The sequence below is a fragment of the Microbacterium sp. genome, from assembly GCF_051860965.1.
Taxonomy (GTDB): domain Bacteria; phylum Actinomycetota; class Actinomycetes; order Actinomycetales; family Microbacteriaceae; genus Microbacterium.
In genome coordinates, this window is the sequence record NZ_JBIMKU010000005.1 from 283,666 (window position 1) to 305,557 (window position 21,892).

At 66.0% G+C, this 21,892-nt stretch carries 23 protein-coding genes and 1 pseudogene; 9 read left to right on the forward strand and 15 right to left on the reverse strand.

All coding sequences use genetic code 11. The annotated features are described in order from the left end of the window. Positions 1-103 precede the first annotated feature (103 nt). Genes ACTIFV_RS11890 through ACTIFV_RS11900 form a run of 3 tightly spaced genes read left to right on the forward strand, consistent with a single transcriptional unit; the run spans position 104 to position 2,306 of the window. Entirely contained in the window at positions 104-1,009 is a 906-nt protein-coding gene (locus ACTIFV_RS11890) for an SIS domain-containing protein (RefSeq protein ID WP_439592990.1), read from the forward strand. Beyond that, a complete protein-coding gene (locus tag ACTIFV_RS11895; RefSeq protein WP_439592991.1) occupies positions 1,009-1,341 on the forward strand; it encodes a hypothetical protein in 333 nt (110 codons plus the stop codon). The genes ACTIFV_RS11890 and ACTIFV_RS11895 overlap by 1 nt, the downstream gene beginning before the upstream one ends. After that, entirely contained in the window at positions 1,317-2,306 is a 990-nt protein-coding gene (locus ACTIFV_RS11900) for a carbohydrate kinase family protein (RefSeq protein WP_439592992.1), read from the forward strand. Before ACTIFV_RS11895 ends, ACTIFV_RS11900 begins: the two co-directional genes overlap by 25 nt. A gap of 413 nt (positions 2,307-2,719) precedes the next feature. Here the strand turns inward: ACTIFV_RS11900 and ACTIFV_RS11905 are convergent, their stop codons facing one another. From ACTIFV_RS11905 to ACTIFV_RS11935, 7 genes and pseudogenes are all read right to left on the reverse strand, one after another. Further along, positions 2,720-3,379, reverse strand: coding sequence for a DUF1345 domain-containing protein (locus tag ACTIFV_RS11905; protein ID WP_439592993.1), 660 nt, complete (start codon positions 3,377-3,379; stop codon positions 2,720-2,722). A 137-nt stretch (positions 3,380-3,516) separates the two neighbouring features. Then, positions 3,517-4,794, reverse strand: coding sequence for a glutaminase (locus ACTIFV_RS11910; RefSeq protein ID WP_439592994.1), 1,278 nt, complete (start codon positions 4,792-4,794; stop codon positions 3,517-3,519). Beyond that, positions 4,794-5,387 (reverse strand): DUF4260 domain-containing protein, encoded by a 594-nt coding sequence (locus tag ACTIFV_RS11915; RefSeq protein WP_439592995.1) that lies wholly within the window; start codon positions 5,385-5,387, stop codon positions 4,794-4,796. The genes ACTIFV_RS11910 and ACTIFV_RS11915 overlap by 1 nt, the downstream gene beginning before the upstream one ends. A 29-nt stretch (positions 5,388-5,416) precedes the next feature. After that, positions 5,417-5,965, reverse strand: a complete 549-nt coding sequence (locus ACTIFV_RS11920; RefSeq protein ID WP_439592996.1) for a small multidrug efflux protein — start codon at positions 5,963-5,965, stop codon at positions 5,417-5,419. Positions 5,966-6,050: 85 nt separating this feature from the next. Next, positions 6,051-6,752 carry an alpha/beta fold hydrolase gene (locus ACTIFV_RS11925; RefSeq protein ID WP_439592997.1) on the reverse strand — a complete coding sequence of 234 codons (702 nt, stop codon included), beginning with the start codon at positions 6,750-6,752 and terminating at the stop codon, positions 6,051-6,053. A gap of 89 nt (positions 6,753-6,841) precedes the next feature. Then, positions 6,842-8,863, reverse strand: coding sequence for a LuxR C-terminal-related transcriptional regulator (locus tag ACTIFV_RS11930; RefSeq protein WP_439593086.1), 2,022 nt, complete (start codon positions 8,861-8,863; stop codon positions 6,842-6,844). Positions 8,864-9,160: 297 nt separating this feature from the next. Further along, a pseudogene (locus ACTIFV_RS11935) lies at positions 9,161-9,583 on the reverse strand (ATP-binding protein); the annotation flags it as partial. Between the two features lie 287 nt (positions 9,584-9,870). Between ACTIFV_RS11935 and ACTIFV_RS11940 the strand changes: the two are divergent. Together ACTIFV_RS11940 and ACTIFV_RS11945 are read left to right on the forward strand one after the other, a co-directional pair. Next, positions 9,871-10,623, forward strand: coding sequence for a MerR family transcriptional regulator (locus ACTIFV_RS11940; RefSeq protein WP_439592998.1), 753 nt, complete (start codon positions 9,871-9,873; stop codon positions 10,621-10,623). 90 nt (positions 10,624-10,713) lie between these two features. Further along, complete coding sequence (locus ACTIFV_RS11945) at positions 10,714-11,001, forward strand: hypothetical protein (protein ID WP_439592999.1); 288 nt, start codon at positions 10,714-10,716, stop codon at positions 10,999-11,001. A 175-nt stretch (positions 11,002-11,176) separates the two neighbouring features. On the opposite strand, the gene ACTIFV_RS11950 is transcribed toward ACTIFV_RS11945, so the two are convergent. After that, positions 11,177-12,136 (reverse strand): CPBP family intramembrane glutamic endopeptidase, encoded by a 960-nt coding sequence (locus ACTIFV_RS11950; protein ID WP_439593000.1) that lies wholly within the window; start codon positions 12,134-12,136, stop codon positions 11,177-11,179. A gap of 273 nt (positions 12,137-12,409) precedes the next feature. Here ACTIFV_RS11950 and ACTIFV_RS11955 point away from each other — a divergent pair, with 273 nt between their 5' ends. Next, on the forward strand, positions 12,410-12,862 hold the full coding sequence (locus tag ACTIFV_RS11955) for an HIT family protein (protein WP_439593001.1): 453 nt from the start codon (positions 12,410-12,412) through the stop codon (positions 12,860-12,862). Positions 12,863-12,875: 13 nt separating this feature from the next. Here the strand turns inward: ACTIFV_RS11955 and ACTIFV_RS11960 are convergent, their stop codons facing one another. The 4 genes from ACTIFV_RS11960 to ACTIFV_RS11975 form a co-directional block, all read right to left on the reverse strand. Continuing rightward, on the reverse strand, positions 12,876-13,364 hold the full coding sequence (locus tag ACTIFV_RS11960) for a VOC family protein (protein ID WP_439593002.1): 489 nt from the start codon (positions 13,362-13,364) through the stop codon (positions 12,876-12,878). A 45-nt stretch (positions 13,365-13,409) separates the two neighbouring features. Continuing rightward, positions 13,410-14,372 (reverse strand): DUF5996 family protein, encoded by a 963-nt coding sequence (locus ACTIFV_RS11965; protein WP_439593003.1) that lies wholly within the window; start codon positions 14,370-14,372, stop codon positions 13,410-13,412. A gap of 61 nt (positions 14,373-14,433) precedes the next feature. Then, on the reverse strand, positions 14,434-15,123 hold the full coding sequence (locus ACTIFV_RS11970; protein WP_439593004.1) for a hypothetical protein: 690 nt from the start codon (positions 15,121-15,123) through the stop codon (positions 14,434-14,436). Beyond that, positions 15,120-16,640, reverse strand: coding sequence for an alpha/beta hydrolase (locus ACTIFV_RS11975; RefSeq protein ID WP_439593005.1), 1,521 nt, complete (start codon positions 16,638-16,640; stop codon positions 15,120-15,122). The genes ACTIFV_RS11970 and ACTIFV_RS11975 overlap by 4 nt, the downstream gene beginning before the upstream one ends. 549 nt (positions 16,641-17,189) lie before the next feature. On the opposite strand from ACTIFV_RS11975, the gene bla reads away from it, so the two are divergent. The 3 genes from bla (at position 17,190) to ACTIFV_RS11990 (ending at position 19,351) form a co-directional block, all read left to right on the forward strand. Continuing rightward, positions 17,190-17,948 carry a class A beta-lactamase gene (gene bla / locus ACTIFV_RS11980; protein ID WP_439593006.1) on the forward strand — a complete coding sequence of 253 codons (759 nt, stop codon included), beginning with the start codon at positions 17,190-17,192 and terminating at the stop codon, positions 17,946-17,948. Positions 17,949-18,162: 214 nt separating this feature from the next. After that, positions 18,163-18,519: a MarR family winged helix-turn-helix transcriptional regulator gene (locus tag ACTIFV_RS11985; RefSeq protein ID WP_439593007.1), complete on the forward strand. Its 357-nt coding sequence runs from the start codon at positions 18,163-18,165 to the stop codon at positions 18,517-18,519. Positions 18,520-18,655: 136 nt separating this feature from the next. Continuing rightward, positions 18,656-19,351, forward strand: coding sequence for a 4a-hydroxytetrahydrobiopterin dehydratase (locus ACTIFV_RS11990; RefSeq protein WP_439593008.1), 696 nt, complete (start codon positions 18,656-18,658; stop codon positions 19,349-19,351). 51 nt (positions 19,352-19,402) lie between these two features. Here ACTIFV_RS11990 and ACTIFV_RS11995 read toward each other — a convergent pair whose 3' ends face one another. The 3 genes from ACTIFV_RS11995 to ACTIFV_RS12005 are packed head-to-tail and all read right to left on the reverse strand — an operon-like array spanning position 19,403 to position 21,845. Beyond that, a complete protein-coding gene (locus ACTIFV_RS11995) occupies positions 19,403-20,080 on the reverse strand; it encodes a hypothetical protein (RefSeq protein ID WP_439593009.1) in 678 nt (225 codons plus the stop codon). Further along, positions 20,077-20,874, reverse strand: a complete 798-nt coding sequence (locus tag ACTIFV_RS12000; RefSeq protein WP_439593010.1) for an ABC transporter permease — start codon at positions 20,872-20,874, stop codon at positions 20,077-20,079. Before ACTIFV_RS12000 ends, ACTIFV_RS11995 begins: the two co-directional genes overlap by 4 nt. Continuing rightward, a complete protein-coding gene (locus tag ACTIFV_RS12005; RefSeq protein ID WP_439593011.1) occupies positions 20,874-21,845 on the reverse strand; it encodes an ATP-binding cassette domain-containing protein in 972 nt (323 codons plus the stop codon). The genes ACTIFV_RS12000 and ACTIFV_RS12005 overlap by 1 nt, the downstream gene beginning before the upstream one ends. Positions 21,846-21,892: the final 47 nt, after the last annotated feature.

A 21,892-nucleotide genomic window follows, 5' to 3' on the forward strand; every position in this document is an offset into this window, starting at 1 on the left:
ATGCGACGAAATAGTCAAGAACTTCCATTGCTTGCTCATTTCTGATTGAATCGTGCTCACTCAGTCGAGTCCTCGCAGACGAGGATGCCCCAGGAGGAACCGCATGAACGACAGCAACGTCGCCTTGGGCGTCGTCACTGAGCAGGAGCTGACGAGCCAGCCGGAGATCTGGACGCAGGCGCTGGCACTGCCCGCCGAGCAGCTGGGTCTGCTGCCACAGCAGGGCGAGAAGGTCATCGTCATCGGCTGCGGCACCTCGTACTACGTGGGCGACGCCTATGCGTACCTCCGGAACGACGCGGGCCTCGGCCGCACGAGAGCCGCGATCCCCACCGAGCTGACGTGGATCGACGACGACGAGCACATCGTCGTGATCTCGCGATCGGGCACGACCGCCGACGTCGTCGAGGTCGTCGAGCGCTACCGGGGCACACATCGCATCACGGCGATCCTCGGCGACGTCGAAACCCCGCTCGGCGAACTGTGCGACCGCATCGTGCACCTCGGCTTCGCCGACGAGATCTCGGTCGTGCAGACGCGTTTCGCCACCACGGTTCTCACCGCTCTCCGCGCTTCGATCGGGCTCATTCCCGACACGCTCGTGGCCGACGCGCGCACCGCGCTCGAGCTGCCCCTTCCCGCCGACCCCGCGAAGGTCAAGCAGGTCGTCTTCCTGGGCCACCGCTGGACGGTCGGCCTCTCGCATGAAGCAGCCCTCAAGCTCCGCGAGTCCGCCGGAACGTGGACCGAGGCGTACCCCGTCTGGGAGTACCAGCACGGCCCCATCTCGTGCGCCGGTCCCGACTCGCTCGTCTGGATCCTCGGCGACGTGCCCGAGGTCGTCGCCGCCGACGTGCGCTCCACCGGTGCGACGGTCTACTCGAACGCACTCGACCCCCAGGCCAATCTCGTGCTCGCCCACCGTCTCGCTCTCGCCCTCGCGCGCGAGGCAGGTCGCAATCCCGACACCCCTCCGTTCCTCAACCGCTCGGTCCTCGTGACAGGCTGATGCCCGTCATCACCGTCGCTGGTCCCGCGCATCCGTCGGTCGGGCGACTCCTCATCGATATCGCCGGCGCCGCGGCATCGGCGCTGGGACTCGGCGACGGGGATGTCATCGCCGTGCACACCCCCACCGGAGCGAGCGCGAAGAGCGGGGCGGATACCGCGGCCGACGCGTCCGCCTGGATTATCGTGACCGTGCAGGGGTCGGATCGCGGACGCGACAAGATGGAGGCGACGCTGCGCGCCGCTGAGGAATCGGTACGTTCCTGGTGCCGGCAGCACGGTTTCGACTGCGAAGGGGTGTGGACGCAATGGCTGACGCCGCTCCCGGGGTGACCGGCCGGCTGCTCGTCGTCGGCGAGCTCTGCGTCGATCTCATCGTCGGCCTGACCGACGATGACATCCGCTTCGGCCAGCACGAGCAACTCGTGCCGTTCACGGCCCTCACGATGGGCAGCTCATCGGCGATCACGGCGTGCGGGGCAGCCGCAGCCGGAGTGCCCACGACCATGATCGGCGTCGTCGGACGCGATGAGTTCGGTGACTTCATCCTCCGCGAGCTCGCCACGCGCGGGCTGAATGTGTCACGCGTGCGTGTCGACCCGTCCCTTGCGACCGGTTCGTCGACGCATCTCACTCGCCCCGACGGCGACCGGGCGATCCTCACTGCGATGGGCACGATCGGCGAGACGGCCGCGGCCGACGTTCCCGACGCCTTCGACGGGGCTGCGCACCTCCACATCGGAAGCTGGTTCCTCCAGCGTGCGCTGTGGGATGACGGGCCCGCCCTGTTCGCCCGTGCCCGCGCAGCGGGACTCACGACATCGATCGACGGCAACTTCGACCCGGAGGAGCGCTGGGACCGCGGCATCCTGGACCTGGTCGCTCACGCCGACGTGTTCTTCGGCAACGACGAAGAACTGGCCGGGATCACGGGACTCTCAGATCCTGACGCCGCGGCCGCGTCGTTGCTGGACCGGATGCCCGATGGCGCGGTCGTCGTGCACAAGCTCGGAGCAGAGGGGGCGATCGCCCACAGGCGGCTCGCCGGCAGCACCGAGCGGGTGAAGGCGCGGGTGCCCGAGGTCGAGGGTGCGCTCGTGGACACCGTCGGCGCCGGAGACAGCCTGGCCGCGGGGTTCCTCGCCGGCCGCCTGTCGGGGCTGGCCTTCGACCGCAGTCTCGCGCTCGGCGTGGCATGCGGCACGGCCTCGACGCGCAGCGCGGGCGGCGTCGCGGCTCAGCCGTCTCGGCGAGTGGCGGAGGACATCGCCGCGCGCGTCACGCTGCTCCCGATCTGACGGGGGCCGGGGCTTCGGTCGGCGGACGGCGCCGACGTGTCGTCATGTAGTGACAGCGCTCGGAGCATCCAGCTCCTCATCGCCGCCGATCCGGAACGAGAGAAGCCCCGCGATCCCAGTGTTTGCAAGGGATCTCGGGGCTTCTGTGGTGGCGGTGACGGTGGGATTTGAACCCTCAGCGTCCGGCATAACAGCGATGGCACAGAGTCACACAACCGCGAGATCTCGCCCATCTCGCCTCTCACACCGCGGAGTTCCCTGCATCCGATCTCTCCGAATTGTTCTCAGTAATGTTCACGCTAGTCGGAGCGCCACGGGCCGCTTCTCTGAGAGACCTTGCGCGAAGAGCGTCGCGATCGATGGGGCCGTTCGGAGGCGTGCGGCCAGATCTCCCGCATCGCCAGCGCCGTCCGCTACTCGAACAGCCCGCCGAAAAGCAGAGAGACCATCATCGCGACGATCACGGTGTTGAACGTGAACGCGAAGAGGACGTTGAGGCGGATGAGAGTCCACGCGCGACTCGAGCGGATCGTCGCGGAGACCGTGGCTGCCATCGTCGAGATCAGAATCGCGAGGGTGAGGAAGTCGACGAACCTCGGCGCGCCGTCGACGTGCAGTTCGATGTCGACGTTCTCTTCGGCCGAATCGGCTTCAAGTCGTAAGTACTCGAGGGCGAACGAGTAGACGATGAGCGCCCAGGAGCTCGCAACAGTGAGCAGCCCAAGCAGGATGAACACCCATTGATCGCGAACGGCGGTGTCCTGGGATACGACGATCGTCAGCGCAACAGCGATGACCGCCCCCGTGAGCGCCCAGTTGGACGCGCCCCCGTAGCCGAGCAGCCTGATCCACCAGTTGCCCCTGGAGCGGCGCTCGCGGCGAGAGCTGGCTCCCATCGCTTGATGATCCTGTCTGATGTACAGAAGGTGAGTCCAGACGAGATAGCACGCGACGAACGACGGCCACGCAACCAAGTAGAACACGATGAGCAGCGTCGAAGTGTCCAGCGACGGCCGATCTCCCCACACGCCCGCGTAGACGATGACTGCCGCGAGGCCGAGCGTGAAGCTCACCAACGAGCTCCAGTTCGCGCGCGCGAGATCGCTTACGTAGCGTGCAGCCATACTCATCTGCCCCCGGATTCGGCGTACGGCTCATTGGACGCGCGGTTGCGGCCAGCCGTGTCTTCGCTCCATCCGACACCGTGTGGTCACGACACAGTCAAGCTGCTGATCCGATCGATGACGGAGAGGTGAAGTGCCGCCCGCCCCGCCCGCTCGACGATGATCGCGTCAGGGTCAACGATGTACACGTCGTGCCGGTCGGTAAGCAGTCGTTGCGCGACTTCGAGCAGCATCCGCCTCGCCACATCGTCGACCGATGAGACCTTCGTGAAGTCCAGCACCACCCGGACCTGTTCGGGCGCCGTCTCCATCACCTCGCGGACGACACGCTCGGCGCCGGCGAAGCGGACTCCGCCCTGCAACTCGAACGCTCGCACTCCGTCAGGGCCAGTCCCGTGCACGCGGTTTGACCGAACGGTGGACAGCGCGGTCGGAGGCACTTCCATCACGTGCAGGCCCATGTCACGGGAGAACCGCTCGAACATCGCGACTCCGCGGACGCTGTTGCCGTGGCTGTCGAGCCGAGGGGAGAACGTCGCGATCCCCAGCTGACCCGGCAACGCACCGATCATCCCACCCGACACCCCGCTCTTGGCGGGTATACCCACTTGCGTCGCCCAGTCTCCGGCTGCGTCGTACATGCCGCACGTCGAGATGACGCTGAGCACCTGACGAACAACCGGCGCCGCGATCACACGTTCACCCGTGACAGGGTTGACCCCGCCGTTGGCGAACGTCGCCGCCATCACCGCGAGGTCTGCGGTGGTGACGTTGATCGAGCACTGACGGATGTAGCCCTCGACCACCGCCGCGGGATCATCGAGCAGAATCTCACGGCTGCGGAGCATGTGCGCGATGGCGAGATTGCGATGGGCGTTCGTCAGCTCGGACTCGCACACCGTCAGGTCGACGTCCAGAGGGCGGCCGGCGAAAGCCGACAGCCCCCGCAGCACCCGCTCCAGACGATCGTCAGAGCTCGCGTTCGGTTCATCGACCAACGAGTGCACGGCGATGGCGCCGGCGTTGATCATGGGATTGCGCGGGCGTCCCGTCTCGGGCTCCAGCGAGATCTCGTTGAATGCCTCGCCCGACGGCTCGACGTCGACCTTCGCATGGACAGCATCGAAGCCTCTGTCCTCGAGTGCCAGCGCGTACACGAACGGTTTCGAGACCGACTGGATCGTGAACTCCGTTTCAGCATCACCGGAGACGTAGATCGTGCCGTCCAATGTGGCGAAGGCCGCGCTCAGTCGGTCCGGATCGGCCGAGGCCAGTTCCGGGATGTACTGCGCAGTGTGGCCGGAAGAATCCGACTGAGCCCGCCGCAGAACCGCATCCAGATAGTCGGGTACCAGAGAATTCATCACGCTCCACCGCCCGCGCCGAGCACCCGTCCCGCACCGCCGCGAGGATCATGGGGTGTCATTCGTGTGATCCAGACGGGCTTGGGGCCGGCGGAGGCGGAGGGGAGCACGCTCGGTGTCCGCGAGATCGCGACGGTCGCGGGATCGACTGCCACGAACGTGCTCCGGTGGCGTGCCGGATGAGCCGCAGCGACGGGTCGCCCGATCGCTCCGAGGTGGGTGCTAGAGAAGTCATCCAGCTTGAGCCCGTATCCCAGCGCGCGGTCGACGGCGACGTGGAACGCCCACGATGCGGCGAGCAGCGCGAGCCACACCGTGTCATGACCGTTCACGAGGAGCACGCACCAGACGCTCGCGAGGACTGCCGGGCCAGAGTAGTTGTGAACGAGGTTGTAGACGACCGCCCCGGCTCGTGGTCCGTGAAGGTAGCCGAGGGCCGAGAGATCGAAGACGAGGAAGAGGGCGAAAAGCACCCACCATGGCTGTCCCCACACGATCGTCGCCAGAAGCAGCGACAGCGCCACGAGCCCGTTCTCCACCCGCTGGATGACCGTGGTTGCGGCAGTGCCGGTGGGAGTGAATTGCAAAGTCATCTGATTTTCCTTTCGTGGAGGAGATGGACTCACGCCCACCCGATGACGCTCAGGAATCCGAGAGCGGCGGCTGCAATAAGTCCTGTCCACAGAACGATCGCCACCACCTGCCAGAGAATGACCCACCCTTTGCCGACGCCGGCGGCGACGAAGAACGCGGCGGTCAGTTGTGTCGGGAGAACGAACGGTGCGAGGATGCTCGCTCCCGGGACGCCGAACCTCGTCGACCACTCGGCGAGCCGCGCACGGCCCTTCGAGCGACGGGTCGTCTTCTCGCCTGGCGACGAGGTATCCGCCCCGGTGTACTCGCCACCCGCCGCCGATGTCATGCGCCGGGCGACGATCGCGGTCCGAACCTGAGCGCTGAGAAGCACGACCAGAACCACGCTGAGGATGTTGCCGGATGCTCCGGCCACCGCCGCGGCGACGGGATTGATGCCGACGAGGATCCCGATGACCGTCGACCCCTCACCCTCGACGTAGGGAACCATGCCCAGGCCGGCGACGAGAAGTGGCTGGACGATCTCGGGGAGCCCGCCGATGAGGTCTCGAATACCTTCGTACGGGTTCGAGGACATGATCTTTCTGCTTCCTGTTCGAAGGCGCTGGCGTGTGCCTTCGAGCAGTCAAAGCTGTGTTCTCACCACGAGGTCAAGCGAGCCCCTACACGGCGAGCGCGGAAAGGATGACATCCGCGACCGCGTCGGGCTGTGAGACGGGGACAGCGTGCGATCCGCCGCAGAGGACCCTCCGCTGGACGGGGTCGGCCCGTTTCGCCATGAAGGACAGCAATCCGCTGGGGATGCTGCGGTCTTCGTCGCCGTACACGAACCAGCTGGGGCGTGTGCGCCATGCGGGTGCGACGCCGGTGAGCCGATCGAAGATCGCGCGCTCCGTGATGGGGCGCTGTGTCACGCTCATCGCCGAAGCGAGCGATCGTGGCACGTCGGCTGCGTACTGTTCGATGAAGGCGTCGCGGTGGATGAGGATCTCCGCTCCTCCCGGGATCGCGCGCCGCGAGATGTGCCGGCAGAGAGTGCTGCCGGGAAAGGCGATCGAAAGCTCTCCTGCACTTTCTCCGAGGTCTGGGGCGAAGGCGCCTGCATACACCAGCCCTTGCACGTTCTCGTGGGCGCCGATCTGCGTGATGATCATCCCCCCGTACGAATGGCCGACCAGAACTGTCGGCCTCCCGAGGGAGTCGATGATGCCGCGCACGTACTCCGCATCATGCGCCAGACTGCGGAGCGGAGTCGCCACCGCGATCACGGGGATACCGTCCTCGTCGAGCCGCGCGATCACTTCGTTCCAACTGGACGAATCCGAGAATGCTCCATGCACGAGTACGACGGTCGGTGAGCTCATTGGTTCCTCTCGATCCGGGCGCGGCGCGTGAGCGCCCAGGCGACCAGTGAAGGGTGTGTCCTCACCACCGGGTCAAGATGCGCGGCGGATCACAGGTCCAGTTCTCTCAGCTGCCGACGCGATGTGATGTCGAGTTTGCGGAAGATGCTTCGCAGGTGTGCCTCGATCGTCCTGGGGCTCAGGAAGAGCTGAGCGGCGACCTCCCGCGACGTTCCTCCGCGGGCGACCAGCCGTGCGATGTGCAGTTCCTGATCGGTGAGGGTCGGCGGGCCATGGGTGCGGGAACGTGGATGCTCGCCGGTCGCGCGCAACTCACCCGCCGCACGCTGCGCGAACTCCTCCGCTCCGATGCTCAAGAACGTCGCATGCGCGGTCCTCAGCTGCTCGCGAGCGCGCTGGCGCTGACCTGCTCGGCGAAGCCACTCGCCGTAGGTGAGCTGCGCGCGTGCCAGCGAGCCGCGGAGTCGGGTGCGTTCGAGATGCTCGATCGCCGCCTCGTAAAGCCCCTCGGCGGACTCGTCGTCCGTGACGAGCGCGCGCGCTTGTGCCGCCATCCCCTGTGCCATCGGAGTCGCGCAGATCGAGGTTCGCGAGAGGAGTTCTTCAGATGCCGCGATGGCGGCCTCACGCTGGCCCGCTCTGGATGCGCCCTCGACGAGCTCAGGGAGAGCGAGGCTGCCGGTCACGAGTTCGGCAGATCGGCTCGCTCTCCGGGCCTCATCCGCCGCCTCGGCGTATCGTCCCGTGGCGTTGTGGCCCACTGCGAGCGCGTAGTGGACGAGGCTCGGGCCCGCGCCGTCACCGTCCCCCACCTCGGCGGCGATCTCGGCGAGGCGAACCGCGTCAGCCTCCCGCCCGCGCCATGCCGCCAGGAAGAGGTCTGCGTAGGGCGGAACGGGCGCGCCGGTTGCTCGGGCCACAGCTGCCGTCTGCGCTGCGAAGTCAGCAGCGCCCGCGAGATCCCCAGCGATCGCCAGAGCCGAGCCGCACGCGACGAGCGCGGCCGGAAGCGAGGCCAGCGAACCGCTCTCGCGAACGCGCTCCGCGTTTCGCAGTCCCAATCGAATCGACAGTTCGTCGTCGAACATGGCGCCGGCGGTTCTGGCCGCATACGCCAGCCACCTCCCGGTGCGTTCGGACTCGTCGCCCTCGTCGGGTTCATCCAGCTCCCGTCGGAACGCCGCCAGGGCTTCGCGCACCGGAGCGCCGGACGCAGCAAAGCCTTTCGTATACACCGCGACGAGCGCGTCTAAGAGGAGATCAGCGGGCGCCGATCGCCCCTGCGGCGCCGGAGCGTTCACCGCTGCGCCCGCCACCTCCCGCACGCTGAGGCCATCACCGCCGCCCGTGATCACCGCGGAGTTGAGTGCGACGAGGTACGTCTCGCGCGCCATTGCGGGATGGATGGGCGCAAGCGCGGCGGCAGCGGCGACCATCTCCGCCGTTGCCCGGCCCGCGTGAGTCATGTCGAAATGGATCATCGACCGGTAGAGGCTGATCCGCGCCTTCTCGTCGTCATCCAGGGGTCCGGACTCGGCGATCGAGAGCGATCGCAGCGCGGCAGCTGATGAGCCCGCCTCGTGCAGAGCACTCGCCGCCAGAAGTGCCCTCTGCGCGCGGAGCGAGCGATCCGGGGTGAGCTCGGAAGCACGCTCGAGCAGGGCTGCCGCATCCGCCATCGCCCCGCGAGCCAGTGCCCTTTCCGCTGCGGCGACGGTCTCTTCGGCGACGGACTCGTCGGTCCCCTCGACGGCCTTCGCGCGGTGCCAGGCGCGGCGGTCCTGGTCGACCTCCGCGTCGATGCTGGCGCCGAGCGCCGCGTGCGCACGGCGTCGATCGGTCTCGGTCGCGCCGCCATATACGGCGGAACGGGCGAGGGGATGACGGAAGCGCACGGAGGCGCTGATATCAAGCAAGTCGGCCGCCTCCACAGCCGCTGCGGCATCGACATCGATGCCGAGAGTCGCCGCCGCCGACCAGAGGAGCGCCGGGTCTCCGGTGGGCTCCGCGGAGGCGAGAAGGGTGAAGAGGCGCGACTGCGAGGGCAGCGACTCCCATCGCTGTCGATACAGCGCTTCGACCCGGTGTGGTGGTGATATCGACTCCGGCACGGTCAACGCGCTCGCCAGTTGGGTCGCCGTAGTTGCCCTGGACAGCTCCAGCAGGGCCAGCGGGTTCCCCCGCGACTCGACGACAACCCTCTCCCGTAACCCTTCATCGACTGGCGTTTGCACCGCGGAAGCCAGAAGTGTGCGGGCATCGGAGTCGCTCAGGCCCGCCATCGTGACGGCAGGAAGATCAGAGAACGGGTCGTTCGGCGCTCTCTCGGCCCCCCGCATGGCGAGAACGAACACCAGACCCTCCGCGGCGATACGTCGGACTACGAACGCGAGCACGCGAGAAGTAGCGGCGTCCAACCACTGAGCGTCGTCGACGAGACAGATCAGCGGCTGATCCTCTGCGCTCTCTGAGAGCAATGTCAGAGTCGCCAACCCGACCAGGAACTGGTCGGGAGCAGGTCCGCCACTCCTCCCCAAAGCGACATCGATCGCCGTCCGCTGGGGAAGCGGAAGACCACCCATCGATCCCAGCAGCGGTGTCAACAGTCGGTGCAATCCGGCGAAGGTGAGCTGACGTTCGGACTCGTGGCCCGTCAGCCGCGCGACGGCGACACCCTCCGCCTGCGCGTCCTGCTCCACGGCGTCCAGAAGAGCGGTCTTCCCGATACCCGCCTCGCCGAGAAGAACGAGGGCGCCGCTTCGGCCGGCGCGCGCCTCAGCCAGGAGTTCGCCGATGAGGCGTCGCTCGGTCTGCCGGCCGAGGAGATGCATCCGCTGTCCCTTCTGGCGACGTGTGAGGCGGACGTCACCCCCAGCGTAGGGAACAAGGACTGAAAAGTGGCGAACTAGGTAACGACCACCGACGCGAACGGCGGCTGGCCCGATCAGGCTAGGCACATGAACACCACCAGTTCCAGAAGAACCGGCGGCGCTCCCCGCGGCATGGGCACCTCGACTCGCCGTCGTGCCGCGGACGAACGCCCCCAACGCGTCAGCATGGCGGCCATCGTCAGCATGACACTGCTCTTCGCGGGGCCAGACCACGGCCCGCTCTCGAGATGACAGCCTGGAGCACGCGCGAAGTCGCGGAGCTCGCCGGGACGACCGTCAACACCATCCGTCATTATCACCGGCTCGGACTGTTGGAGGAGCCCGAGCGAAGGTACAACGGCTACAAGCAGTACGGCGTGAGGGATCTCGTCCGCTTGCTCCGCATCCGACGTCTCGCAGAGCTCGGCGTCCCCCTCTCACGTATCGCCGACGTGAGTCAGGGAGGTGATGCGGCACCGGAGACTCTCCGCGAACTGGATGTCGAGCTCGCCGCCACCATCCAACGAATACAACAGGCTCGCGCGGACATCGCTGTGATCCTCAGCAAGAATGCTCCCGCGGATGCTCCGGCAGGCTTCGCCGCCGTGGCATCCCACCTTTCCGAACCGGATAGCTCGATCATCCACGTGTATAGCCGCCTCTACGACGAGGACGCCATGGACGATCTCCGTCACATGGTCGAAGTCGATGTGGAGGCTGGGGAAGCCAGTGGTGAAATCGATGCGCTCTCGCCCGATGCGGACGAGGAAACTCGGAGCCGTCTCGCAGCACGACTCGCTCCGACGATCACACAGAATCTCATCGACTATCCCTGGCTCACCGATCCTCTGCGGAGAGCTTCGAAGAATCGGTATCGAGCCCGGCAGACGTTCGTCGCCGCCGCGGAAGAGCTATACAACCCCGCGCAGCTGGACGTTTTCACCCGTGCGGGAAAGATCGCGCTCGAAAATCTACGGGCGGCCGGATCAGAATCCGACTGAGGCGCCGACACGGGTCATTTGACCCGGTCCCGACAACACGGTGTGGTGTGGGGCTCAAGAGGCGAACTCGATCGGACGCAAGAGACCGATGTGACGCCTCTGCGCTCGCACGAACTCGATCCCAAAGGCATCATGAAACCTCTCAACCTCGCTCTCAACGCAGTGATTCTCCTATCCTCCATGCTGTTCCTCGCCTATGTCGGGTACTACTACTTCGACTTCGGACTCCTCAAGACGCTGCCGTCAGGAGTCACTGAACTCTTCCTCAGGGCGGGCGCTCTGCAGTATGTGGCGCTCGGTTTGCTCATCGCCGCAGCGGTTGGGAAGATCCTCGTCAACCGAGCAGCGAAGAAGCAGGCCGCCGGGGAGATTGTCTAGCCTCAGGCATTGGCTGAAGAACGAACGTGACGATCAGCCGCGACGCCGGCCCTGGATGCTGCGCTGTGTCCGTCAAATCGTTCCAGTACCAGTAGGACCTGCTCGGGGGAGACTTGAGTGGGGCACCAGCATGCTGCCAGTGCCCCACCCCTACCCGGCATAACGCCGAGTGTCCTCACTGCCTCGCTTTGAGCGCACTCACCTGAGCCTGCTTTCGCAGCCGCTTGGTGCGTTCCACGAACCAGACCATAGTCACCGCCGCCAGGTTCATCACCATCAGGATGAGCACACCGGCGCCAGGGCCAGCACCGACGCCGCGGTCGACGGTCGTAGATCCGCCGCCGGCGAACAGGGCGTTCACCACGCCGAGGATCAAGTTGTTCGCGACGTGAAGGGCCATGGCGGCTTCCAGGCCGCCGCTGAGGAGACCCATCACGGTCATGCTGGCCGAGAAGACGATGAGATAGCTGACGAGCCACGGATCCAACGTCACGTGAACGGCGGCGAAGAGGACTCCGGAGAGCAGGATGCCGAAGACGACGGCGAGGCGGATGTCGCGGAACCAGGAACCGGCGGTCGGAACGAGCACGCCTCGGAACACGATCTCTTCTCCAGCGGACTGCAGCGGGATGGCGATGAGGCTCACGAGGATGACCGCGATCGTCGTCGCGCTGATGGCAAAAGTGCCCCACCCCATCGAGGCGGGGGCGATCAGAACTGTCGCCACGATCGCCAGGACCACCAGGACGGCGGATCCGAGGAGATAGATGCCGACTCGACGCCAGTCGAAAGCTCGGTTGTGACGGAACACCGCTCTCCATGACACTTTGGCCATGGCAGCCACCAGGATGGTCATGAGCACGGCGGTGATCGCTGTGCTGATGCCGGTAGCGGCGATCGCGAGGGGTGTGAGGGCGGTCTCGTTCGGGACAGGCGGCCCCTCGATCGCGTAAACGCCTTGGAAGACGATGATCTGGACGAGGAAGAGCGTCGCCGGGATCGCGATGAGGACGATCAGTGACTTCCATCGCGGCACCCGGAAGTGAACGCCGAACGGTCGATCGGGAAGGCTGACCGAAGACGCGTCGTCGGTGTCTCGGTCGTCTGGGTGCAGGCTCGTGTGTTCGGTGCTCATTCGGCGCTCACAGCCACCGGAGCGAGAAGGGCAGAGTGTTGTCTACGTGTCATGTGATCAACCCCACACGATGTGCCCAGGACAGGGTCAAATCCGTCCAGTGTGCAGGCTGCGAGGGCGGCGAGACCTGACTCGGAACGTTTGTCAATCCAGGGGCGATGGTCGAACCGTCGCGGAGCGAGCGCATCTTGACTGTGTCCCCGCGACACCGTGTGAGATGGCGGCTCAGGGCGCTGTTGGCACATCGTGCGCGTGGACAGAGAGGGAACGACTATGAGCGAGACGAACGGTGAGTATGAACTGGAGGAACCTTGCGTCTTCTGTGCGATCGTGGCTGGCACTGTCCCGTCGATGAAAGTTGCCGAGGACGAGGCAACACTCGCGTTCATGACCACCGATCCCGGGTCGGACGGTCACCTGCTCGTCATTCCGAAGCGGCACAGCGTCGACCTTCAGTCGATTCCCACCGACGATCTAGTAGCGTCCACACTCGTGGCCCAGCGAATCGCCAAGGTCATGCGCGCGCAACTCGGCGCTGAGGGAGTCAATCTCCTCAATAGTTGTGGCGCAGCGGCCTGGCAGACCATCCCTCATTTTCACTGGCACGTGATTCCGCGCTATCACGACAAGACGAGGGATCGACTGAAAATGCCATTCCCACCAGGGTCGTCGTCGAGCCTCGACGCGATCGCCCGGTATGCCGGGGGCCTCGCCGCTGGGCTGTAGCGAAGAGTCGAGGTCAGGTACGGGCGCGCGCCAGGCCCGTACCAATGTCTCCGGCGGTCGCCTCTCGGGCTGCGTACACACCGCGAAGCATGCCGGTGGCCTGGCCGATCTCGATGAGGTAGCCGTCGGGGTCGCGCAGGTAGCATCGCAGTTCGGCTTCTCGATCGATGGGCTCAGTGAGAAACTCTGCACCTTTGCTCACGGCGTCCGCGTAGAAAGCGGCGATGTCGGCTACGCGGACGTTGAGGAAACTGGACACCGGGTCGCCTGATTCGGGTGCGGTCAAGGAGACCCCCGGTTTGTCGGGCGTAGGGCCGCCTCCGGGATTCATGATGATCCAGCTCCCTGCGATCTTCACGATCGCAGGGTTCTCCTCCAGCACGACCTCGCCGCCGAAGACTGCGGCGTAGAAGTCACGCGACCTCACGACGTCGCGGACGGTGAGGAAATGGGTGAGGACGATCCCCTCGACCGGGGCGGGAAGGTTGGCGTGAGTGGCCATCGATGTGTCCTTTCTTGAGCGCTATTGCTCGTTTAGTCGTTGCGGTCATGAGCCGCGGAGGTGGTCCCACCGGTCGGGGTGGTCTTCGAGAGACTCACGGTCCCAGTCGCCGTGTTCGGCGGCGGCCAGATAGGTGGCGTGCAGGAAGTCCAGCACCGTCTGGTCGGGATCCTCCGCCGTCGCCACTGCTTCGTAGGGCAGCAGGAACTGGCCGTTCTTCCGGCTGTAGTAGGCAGCTCCTGGGCCGGCAGGATGCTCGGCGAACCCCTCAGGCTCCGGGTAGGCGTACGCGTAAAACGCTCCCTCGTCTCCCCCGCCGGGCCAGAACCCGCAGCTGAAGAGCTCTCGCGAGTAGCCCTCGACCATCACCCAGTCGCCCACATTCGGAGCACCGCCGGGATGCGCGGGCGCCCTCCGGCCCGAGAACCGCGTGCAAGCGAGATCCATCGACCCCCAGAAGAAGTGAACAGGGCTCACCTTGCCGACGAAGTGGCACCGGAACTGTTCCATCACCCGGTGCGCTTGCATGAGCTGTTGCCAGAACAGGCGGACGGCGACCGGGTCATAGGAGGCGTGCTCGGTGTCGTCGGCGAACGGAATCGCGGGATGTACCTCGTTCGGCCCCGACGAGATCTCCGCTTCGATGCCCACCTCCCGCAACGCCTGCAGCGTCTGTGCATGGAACTCCGAAACCGTCTTCGCCTCCAGCCGCACGATTCGGACGCCTCCATCGCTGTGACGGACGCGGAGCTGATGGTCGATGAAGTCGAACTCGATATCGAACAGTCCGCGACCGTCGGGAATGCTGCCCGTGCTGAGCCCCCGCGGGGTGACGTAAAGCGTGACCTGCCACCAGTGGTTGACGAGCGGTGCGTGCGCGAGCCTCACTTTGCCCACGATCTGGAGCCACATGTGCAGCGTGTCACGGGTCGCGGTCCAGTCTTCGACGCGCAGGCGGGGCCATTCCCTGCTCGATGCGGGCTTATCCAAGGTCATGTTCTTCTCCATCGTGAGCAGCGGTACCTCTGGGTTGACGGATGCGTTGCGCTCAGCGCATCCCGTGTGCGATTCACTCGCCCTCCGCCAGATCCCGCACCGTGTCGGCCAGCCGATGACTTCGCAAGGTGAGAGCGCGTTCTACGCACGCGACGACGGTCGCCACGGCCAACATGCTGTTGAGCCAGTCCGGGAGCCTCAGCGGGGAAGTGAACACGCCGAATTGATCGGCGATGAGGTCCAGCCGGCTCACGGTCTCGATGGTTTGCGGGACGGCGGCGATCACTCCCACGATCATCACGATCACCGCTACGCGGCCGAATACGGCGCTCATCCGGGGGAAGCTGCGGGCGAACCCTGCCCTGATGCCTTCCGGTGAGCGCTGATGGGGGCGCAATGGAAGCGGAGTCCCCTCGTCCGGGACGTAATGCATGCGGCGCAGCCCGTACATCGAGGTGGCTACCTCGATCACTCCGCCTGGTACCGGAAAGACGCTCGGAATGTCTGACCGCAGGATCTGCACACCGTCGCGATACAGAGCCGCAGGCGCCTCGGCACTCACGTCCTGCTGTCCGCCGGTCTCGAGCTCGTCGGCGTAGTAGTGCACATCGACCGCATACTCGTGAAGCTTCGTCGCCTCGGGGATCTCGGCGAAGAACAGCGTCCGCGAGAAGAACTCGGTGACGCGGTACTCCCCCAGCGTTCGACCGTCCCCGTCTCTCGCCGTGATCGCGCAATCACGCACGGTGGCTTCCTTCCTCACAGGCGGCAGCGTGCATCTTCATGCGGCAAGGCGAGATCGATGAGATACGCGGTGACCGTCTGGTCGACGCAGGTGCTGATGCCCTGCAACGCCATGGTGTGGCGGGCGCCTTCCACGGTGAGGAGGGCGGCCCCCAGCGAGTCAGCCAGACTTACGCCGCCCTCGTACGGAGTGCTGGGGTCGCCGGTGATGGAGATGACCAGCGTCTCCGGAAGCGGGGACGGATTTTGCGCATAGGGGAACCCGAGAGTGGGATCGGCGGGCCAATGCTCGCAGGCATGCCTTGAGCTGCCGGTGAAGTCTTCGCCGGAGTCCAACCACGGACTGGTCGCCGCAATCCGAGCGCGCAGGCTCGCTTCGACTTGGGGCGAACGACGTTCTTCATCCATGCAGTTGATCGCGAAGTTCGCGTCCAAGAAGTTCGACCACACTCCGTCCGTTCCCCGCCCGGTATAGAGGTCGTGGAGAGCGAGGAGCTGATCCGCGCGACCCTCGTTCTTCAGTTGCGCGATTCCTGCGATCGCCGCATCCCAACCCTCGCGGGTGTAGAGACTGACCCCCACTCCCCCGGTGACCTGTGCGAAATCAGCGGTGCGGCCGTTGCCCGCAGGAACCGGATCCCGCACCAAGGGCTGCACCAGATCCTGGAATGTCTCCGTCGCCGACTCGGGGTCGGTATCCAGCGGGCAATCAGCATCCTGTGCGCAATGCGCAGCGAGCTGATCGAAAGACCGTTGGAACCCCTCGAAGGTCGCCATTCGCTGTCCCTCTCCGTCAACACGGGGATCGATCGCCCCGTCGAAGACCATTGCCCGCACGTTCTCCGGGAACTGTTCGGCGTACACGGCGCCGAGTCGGGTTCCGTAGCTCAGGCCGAGGAAAGTGAGCTTCTCGTCGCCGAGAGCTGCGCGCAGCACGTCGATGTCGCGAGCCGCGTGTCGAGTCCCGACCGCGGCGAGCACCTCCTTCCCCCCGGAGGCTGCGGCGCACTTGTCCACGAGAGTCGCAGTGTCCTCTTCCGTCCAGGAACCTGACGTGCCGAGCAAGGTCGTCCTCGCCGTGCCGGCATCACGCTCAGCGTCAGAGAAGCCCCGAATCGCCGGCCTCGAGGCGCCGACGCCTCGGGGGTCGAACCCGACGAGGTCGAAACGTTCCATCAATGGTGTCCCGGACAGCCGCATGCTGAGGGCGGCGGCGATCAGCATTCCGGATTCCCCGGGTCCGCCAGGATTGATGATGATCGATCCGATTCGCTCTTGCGGATCTCCCTCGGCGGGGACGCGCAACACGGCGACCTCCATTTCCTCTCCGGAGGGGGAGGAGTAGTCCATCGGCACTTCGAGATACGTGCACTCGACGTTCTCCGACGCGAAGAACTGCGATGCGGACTCCGTCGGCGCGAACTCCGCGCAACCGCGAAAGTCGAGGTCCTGTTTGTAGAACCCGTCCAGCTCATCCGATGCATCCGACCGCGCTTCGGAGGTCGAGGTGGACACGCAGGCGCTGAGTGCAAGCATCACTGCTCCCAGCGCCACAGCCACGGCGCCGCGGCCTGGGCGCGTCGATCTTCGTCTCGACGGTCTGGTGTGAGTCATGGCTCCAGCAGACGGGGTGTTCCTGGCACATGGTCAAGCCGTTGTTCGCGAGGCGCCCTCGGGAGGCCGAGTGCTCAACCCGAGATCCCTCGGCGGGCAAGGCCTTACTGCCCCCAGGACCGGACGGCAGCCGCGTGCCTCGGAACGCGCGCGGGCTCGCGGGACTCACCGGCACGACTCCGAAGACTCTCGGCCGCTGGCACCAGGTTGGGGTTGCGAGTTGGACTGAGTGGCGACGACAGGCTGTCTACTCGAAGCTTCTGAGCCATCATCGATACCAGCGGAGGAACAATGAGAACGCGAACGAGTGCGAGCCGACCTCCAAGAATCTTTATGGTCGTGTCCATCGCGACATGTCTCGCTCTTCTCGCACCGGGATGCGCGCCGAGCCCCCCGGGAGGCACGTCTCCGTCGATAAGTCCCGGAGTCGCGACGGAGCCTCCCGCACGGACCATCGATGTAAGCGATCAGATGGCTGCGTTCGAAGCGGAATATGACGCTCGGGTGGGTGTCTACGCTGTCCACACCGAGACCGGAGTCGCGATCGCCTACCGCGCAGAGGAACGCTTCGCATACGCCTCGACGTTCAAAGCGCTGTTGGCTGCCGCGATCCTCCAGGAGAGGCAAGACCTCGAGCGGATCGTGACTTATTCGGAGGCAGACCTGGTCGAGTATTCTCCGGTCACTGAACAGCACGTCGGCACGGGAATGTCCATCCGTGCCCTCGCCGAAGCGACCGTTCGCACAAGCGATAACACCGCGGCCAACTTGCTGCTGGAAGAGCTCGGCGGCCCTGACGGGTTCGCCACCGTGCTCGCGCGGGCCGGCGACGACACCACCATGCCGAAGCGATTTGAACCCGAACTGAATACTGCCGTGCCGGGTGACTCGCGGGATACCAGCACGCCTCGTGCGATGGCTGAATCGCTTCGCGGATTTGCGCTGGGTGGGCAACTGAGCGCCGATGGGTCGGCCACGCTCATCGACTGGATGAGCGGCAACAAGACCGGGGACACGCTGATCCGCGCCGGCGCAGCAGAAGACACGACAGTCGCCGACAAGTCCGGCGCCGGAGGCTACGGCACTCGGAACGACATCGCGATCGTTCGACTACCGAGTGGGGATCGCATCGTCATTGCAGTACTCACAACGCGCGGCGGGGCGGATCGTCCCCACGACGATGAGCTAGTGGCAGAGGTCGCCGCCACCGTGCTCGCGAGGCTCGACTGATTACAGAAGCGACAGCTCACCCCGCGATCCCGAGCCAGATCACAGGAGGGCTGCATCGGCCCTCGACATCGGCGCGTCCGGCAATCGCCGCGCTGTCTTCGCCCGCTCGAGCTTCGCGATCAGGCAACGCTTTAGCGCACGCGCGGATTCGCTTCCACGCGCACTCAGTGACCACGCCCGTTCTGTTGCAGATGCGACGCAGCGTGCGCAATCGATGGGCGAGGAGGCTCTGCCCAATCTCGGTGTCGCGGGCCGCGAGTACTGCGTGCTCGCGCTGCTCGACGGCGGATCCCGTCCGAGTCAGCGTCAGATCGGCGCGGTGCTCTGTGTTAACCGCACGACGACGACCGCGACTCTCAATGAGCTGGAGGGCCGGGGTTCATCGAGCGGGTACGCGACGCGCAGGATCGGCGCGCCCACTCGGAAAACGCTGATCCAGACCGGAGAACGGCTCAGGCAGTCTCTGTCGCTCGCGTTAATGGAGTGCGAGGAGCGGCACCTGGAGGGCCTCGACGCCACCGAGCGCCAGGCGCTCCGCAGCATCCTCGAGCGATTGACGAGCCCGCGATGATTCGTCGGCGAGCACTCCGCGTCGACGGGCCGGTGCGGGCCCCTTGAACGGCGTGAGCATATGGGATGAACTGGGCCTACCGCCGGGCCTCCCATTGGTCGACGTTTCCTCCCGCCGACGAAGGGCTGATACGAACATGGACATGATGACGGGCGCGCAGATCGCCGACGCCGGACTGATCGACTGGCGCAAGCTGGCGCAGGGACTGCACGCCCGCTACCTCACCGGCGGCTTCAGCGATGGCGCTCGGTTCGTGACCGCTGTCGGCGAGGCGGGCGACGCCCTCGGGCATCACCCTGGGGTGTCGGTCCGCGACGGGTACGTCGACCTCAAAGCTGTCAGCTCCGACGCCGTGTACCGGGACGACAACGGCGCCGAGCACGTCGTCGAATGGGTCACCCAGAAGGACGTCGACCTCGCACGGCGGATCACCGCGATCGCCGCCGAACACGGGCTGCAGGCTGACCCGGCATCGGTCAGTGTCCTCGAGCTCGGCCTCGACACAGCTCGTTCAGCGACGATCGCACCTGTGTGGGCGGCGCTCCTCACCGGGAACCCTGAGGCGCAGGGGAACGGGTCCCCCAGCGATGAGATCCGAGACGCCCTGGGACGCGTACCGAACCTCTGGTTTGGACACGCCGATCAGCGCCGGCCAGCGAGCCAGAGATTCCATGTCGAGGTCTACGTCCCGCGCCAGGTCGCTGGGCAGCGCATCGCCGCCGCCGTCGCTGCAGGCGGGAGCGTGGTCGATGACAGCGGCGCCCCGGCGCTCACCGTGATCGCCGACCAGGACGGCAACACCGGAGTCCTGTGCGTCGCCGAGACACAGTGAACTTTAGGCGGGCGTGTACGGGACGTGATGTTCTCGCTGTTGGAGCGAGCGTTATGGGATGTGCGTGCGGACGGCAGTAAGGAAGGCGTCGATGTCGTCGACGGAAATGCGGACGGCTGAGACGGTGACGTCTCCCTGGGGGAGACGAATGAGGGTGGGGGCTTCGAGATTGATATCGATGTCAGTGCCGTCTTGGGCGACGTGGTTGAGTGCCTGGGTGGCTCCCAAACCGCTGAGCGAGAGGGACGGCGCGTCCGGGAGTGATCTGCGCTTTCGTTCAACGGAGGCGATCAGCGCCCACGGGAGATCTATGTCGATCTCCCCACCGTTGCGTACCCGGATGCCGGTGGGGCCGACCGCGTGGGGTCGGGTGTAGTAGGACAGCAGCATTCCGGTCATGGTGAGGACGCCCCAGATGCCGAGCGTGAGGAGCGGAAAGCGGACGACGGGCCAAGGGTGGGTGATGAGGTCGACGATCGGCACCTCGATGGCGGAGAGCGCCAGGAAGATGATGAGTACGGTGCGGAAGGGCTTGTCGTAGCTGTGCGCCGAGGCACCCATCGGCACGCGTGGGCGAAACGTGATCGCCCGTCCGATGCTCCGCCATCCGGCGGCTTCCATCGCGCTGGCGCGACTGATGAGGTGGCGGGTGCGTTCGGCGCCGCACAATTCGGGACCGATCTTTCGCGGTCGGGTGCCGGCGGCCGCGTCCTGAGGCTTCGTGGTCATCCGCAGGCTCTCCGGAGATAAGCGATCAGGGAGAGCGGCACGAAGACGACCAGGAAGACACCCATCCAGGCGAGGGTGGCCAGCAACGGTTCTGTCACCGGCCCGCCCATCCACAGGCCTCGAATGGTCTCGACGAGATGTCCGACCGGATTCCACTCGGCGATGGTCTGCATCCATCCGGGCATGGTGTCGACCGGCACGAAGATGTTGCTGATGAACGACAGTGGGAAGATCAGCAGCGCACCGATGCCCTGGACCGCCTGCGGTTCGTTGATCGCGACGCCGAGGAGCACCCACACCCAGGACAGAGCCAGCGCGAACCCGATCGCGAGCGCGCAGCCGGCGAGGAACGATGCCGGGTCGGTGTCGAATCGGACGCCGAGGAGCAGCCCAAAGCCGATCAGCGCAGTCAGGGACACGATCTGTCGGACGATGTCGGCCAGGACTGCGCCCGCCAGCGGCGCGATGCGGGCGATGGGCAGGCTCCGGAACCGGTCGAACACTCCCTCTTTGAGATCCGTGCTGATCGCGACTCCAACGCCCATCGTCGCGAGGAGCGTCGTTAGCCCGAGGATTCCGGGGAACACGTACTGCAGGTACTCCGAGGTGCTTCCCGCTATCGCGCCGCCGAAGACGTACCCGAACAGGACGAGGAAGATCGCGGGCCCGAGAACGACGTCGGTGAGCCCCGCGGGGTTCCGGCGGATCTTCTCGACTCCACGCCAGGCGAAGGTGCCGCACTGCTCGATCGGAGCGAAGGCGCGAGGGCGGGCGGGGCGCGTCGTGGTGGTCATCACGAAGTTCCTTCCTGGGTCTGGGGTAGCGTCGTGCGGGCGCCGGTGAGAGTCAGGAAGACGTCATCGAGACTGGGGAGTCTCAGCTGCAGCTCGTCGACACCGACAGCCGCGTCATCTAGAGCACGAACGACGGCCGGCATGTCCCGCGCCGAGGCCACCGCGACCGAAACGCGCCGGGTCTGGACATCGACCGTCGGCGCGGCGGCGAGCAGCGCCGTGATCGCCGACACCGCGGCACCCAGCATCCGCACGTCGCTGAGGTGCACATCCAGGGTCTGGGTGCCGAGCCGACGTTTGAGGGTTTCGGCGGTGCCCTCGGCGATGACGGAGCCGTGGTCCATGACGACGATCTGATTCGCCAGGTTGTCGGCCTCCTCGAGGTACTGCGTGGTGAGCAGAACGGCCGCTCCCGTTTCGGCGAGGCGACGGATCATCGACCACGTGTCCCCGCGACGGGCAGGGTCAAGGCCCGTGGTGGGCTCGTCGAGGAACACCACCGCAGGGTCGCCCAGCATGCTCATCGCCAGGTCGAGGCGGCGCCGCATCCCGCCCGAGTACGTCTTCGCCTGCTTGCGGGCGGCGTCGGACAAACCCGCCTCCTCGAGAAGCTCGGCAGCTTTGGACCTCGCCGCACGGCGGGAGAAACCCAGGAGCCGTCCGATCATGACCAGGTTCTGCTCTCCCGACAGGTCGCTGTCAACGGATGTGGACTGACCGGTGAGCCCGATCGACCGGCGCACCTGATCGGCTTTCGAGACGACATCGCACCCGCCGACCCAAGCCGCCCCGCCATTGGGACGCAGCAGCGTGGACAGCATCCGCACCACCGTCGTCTTGCCCGCCCCATTTGGGCCTAGCAGCCCGAGTATCGACCCCGGCGGTACCGCGAACGAAACCCCGTCTACCACCCTCTTGTCGCCATACGTCTTGACCAACCGTGCCGCTTCGATCGCGAATGTCTCCTGCATCAGTCCCCCTTTTCGCGTTGCATTCGCAATGCAAACATTCCTCTGGG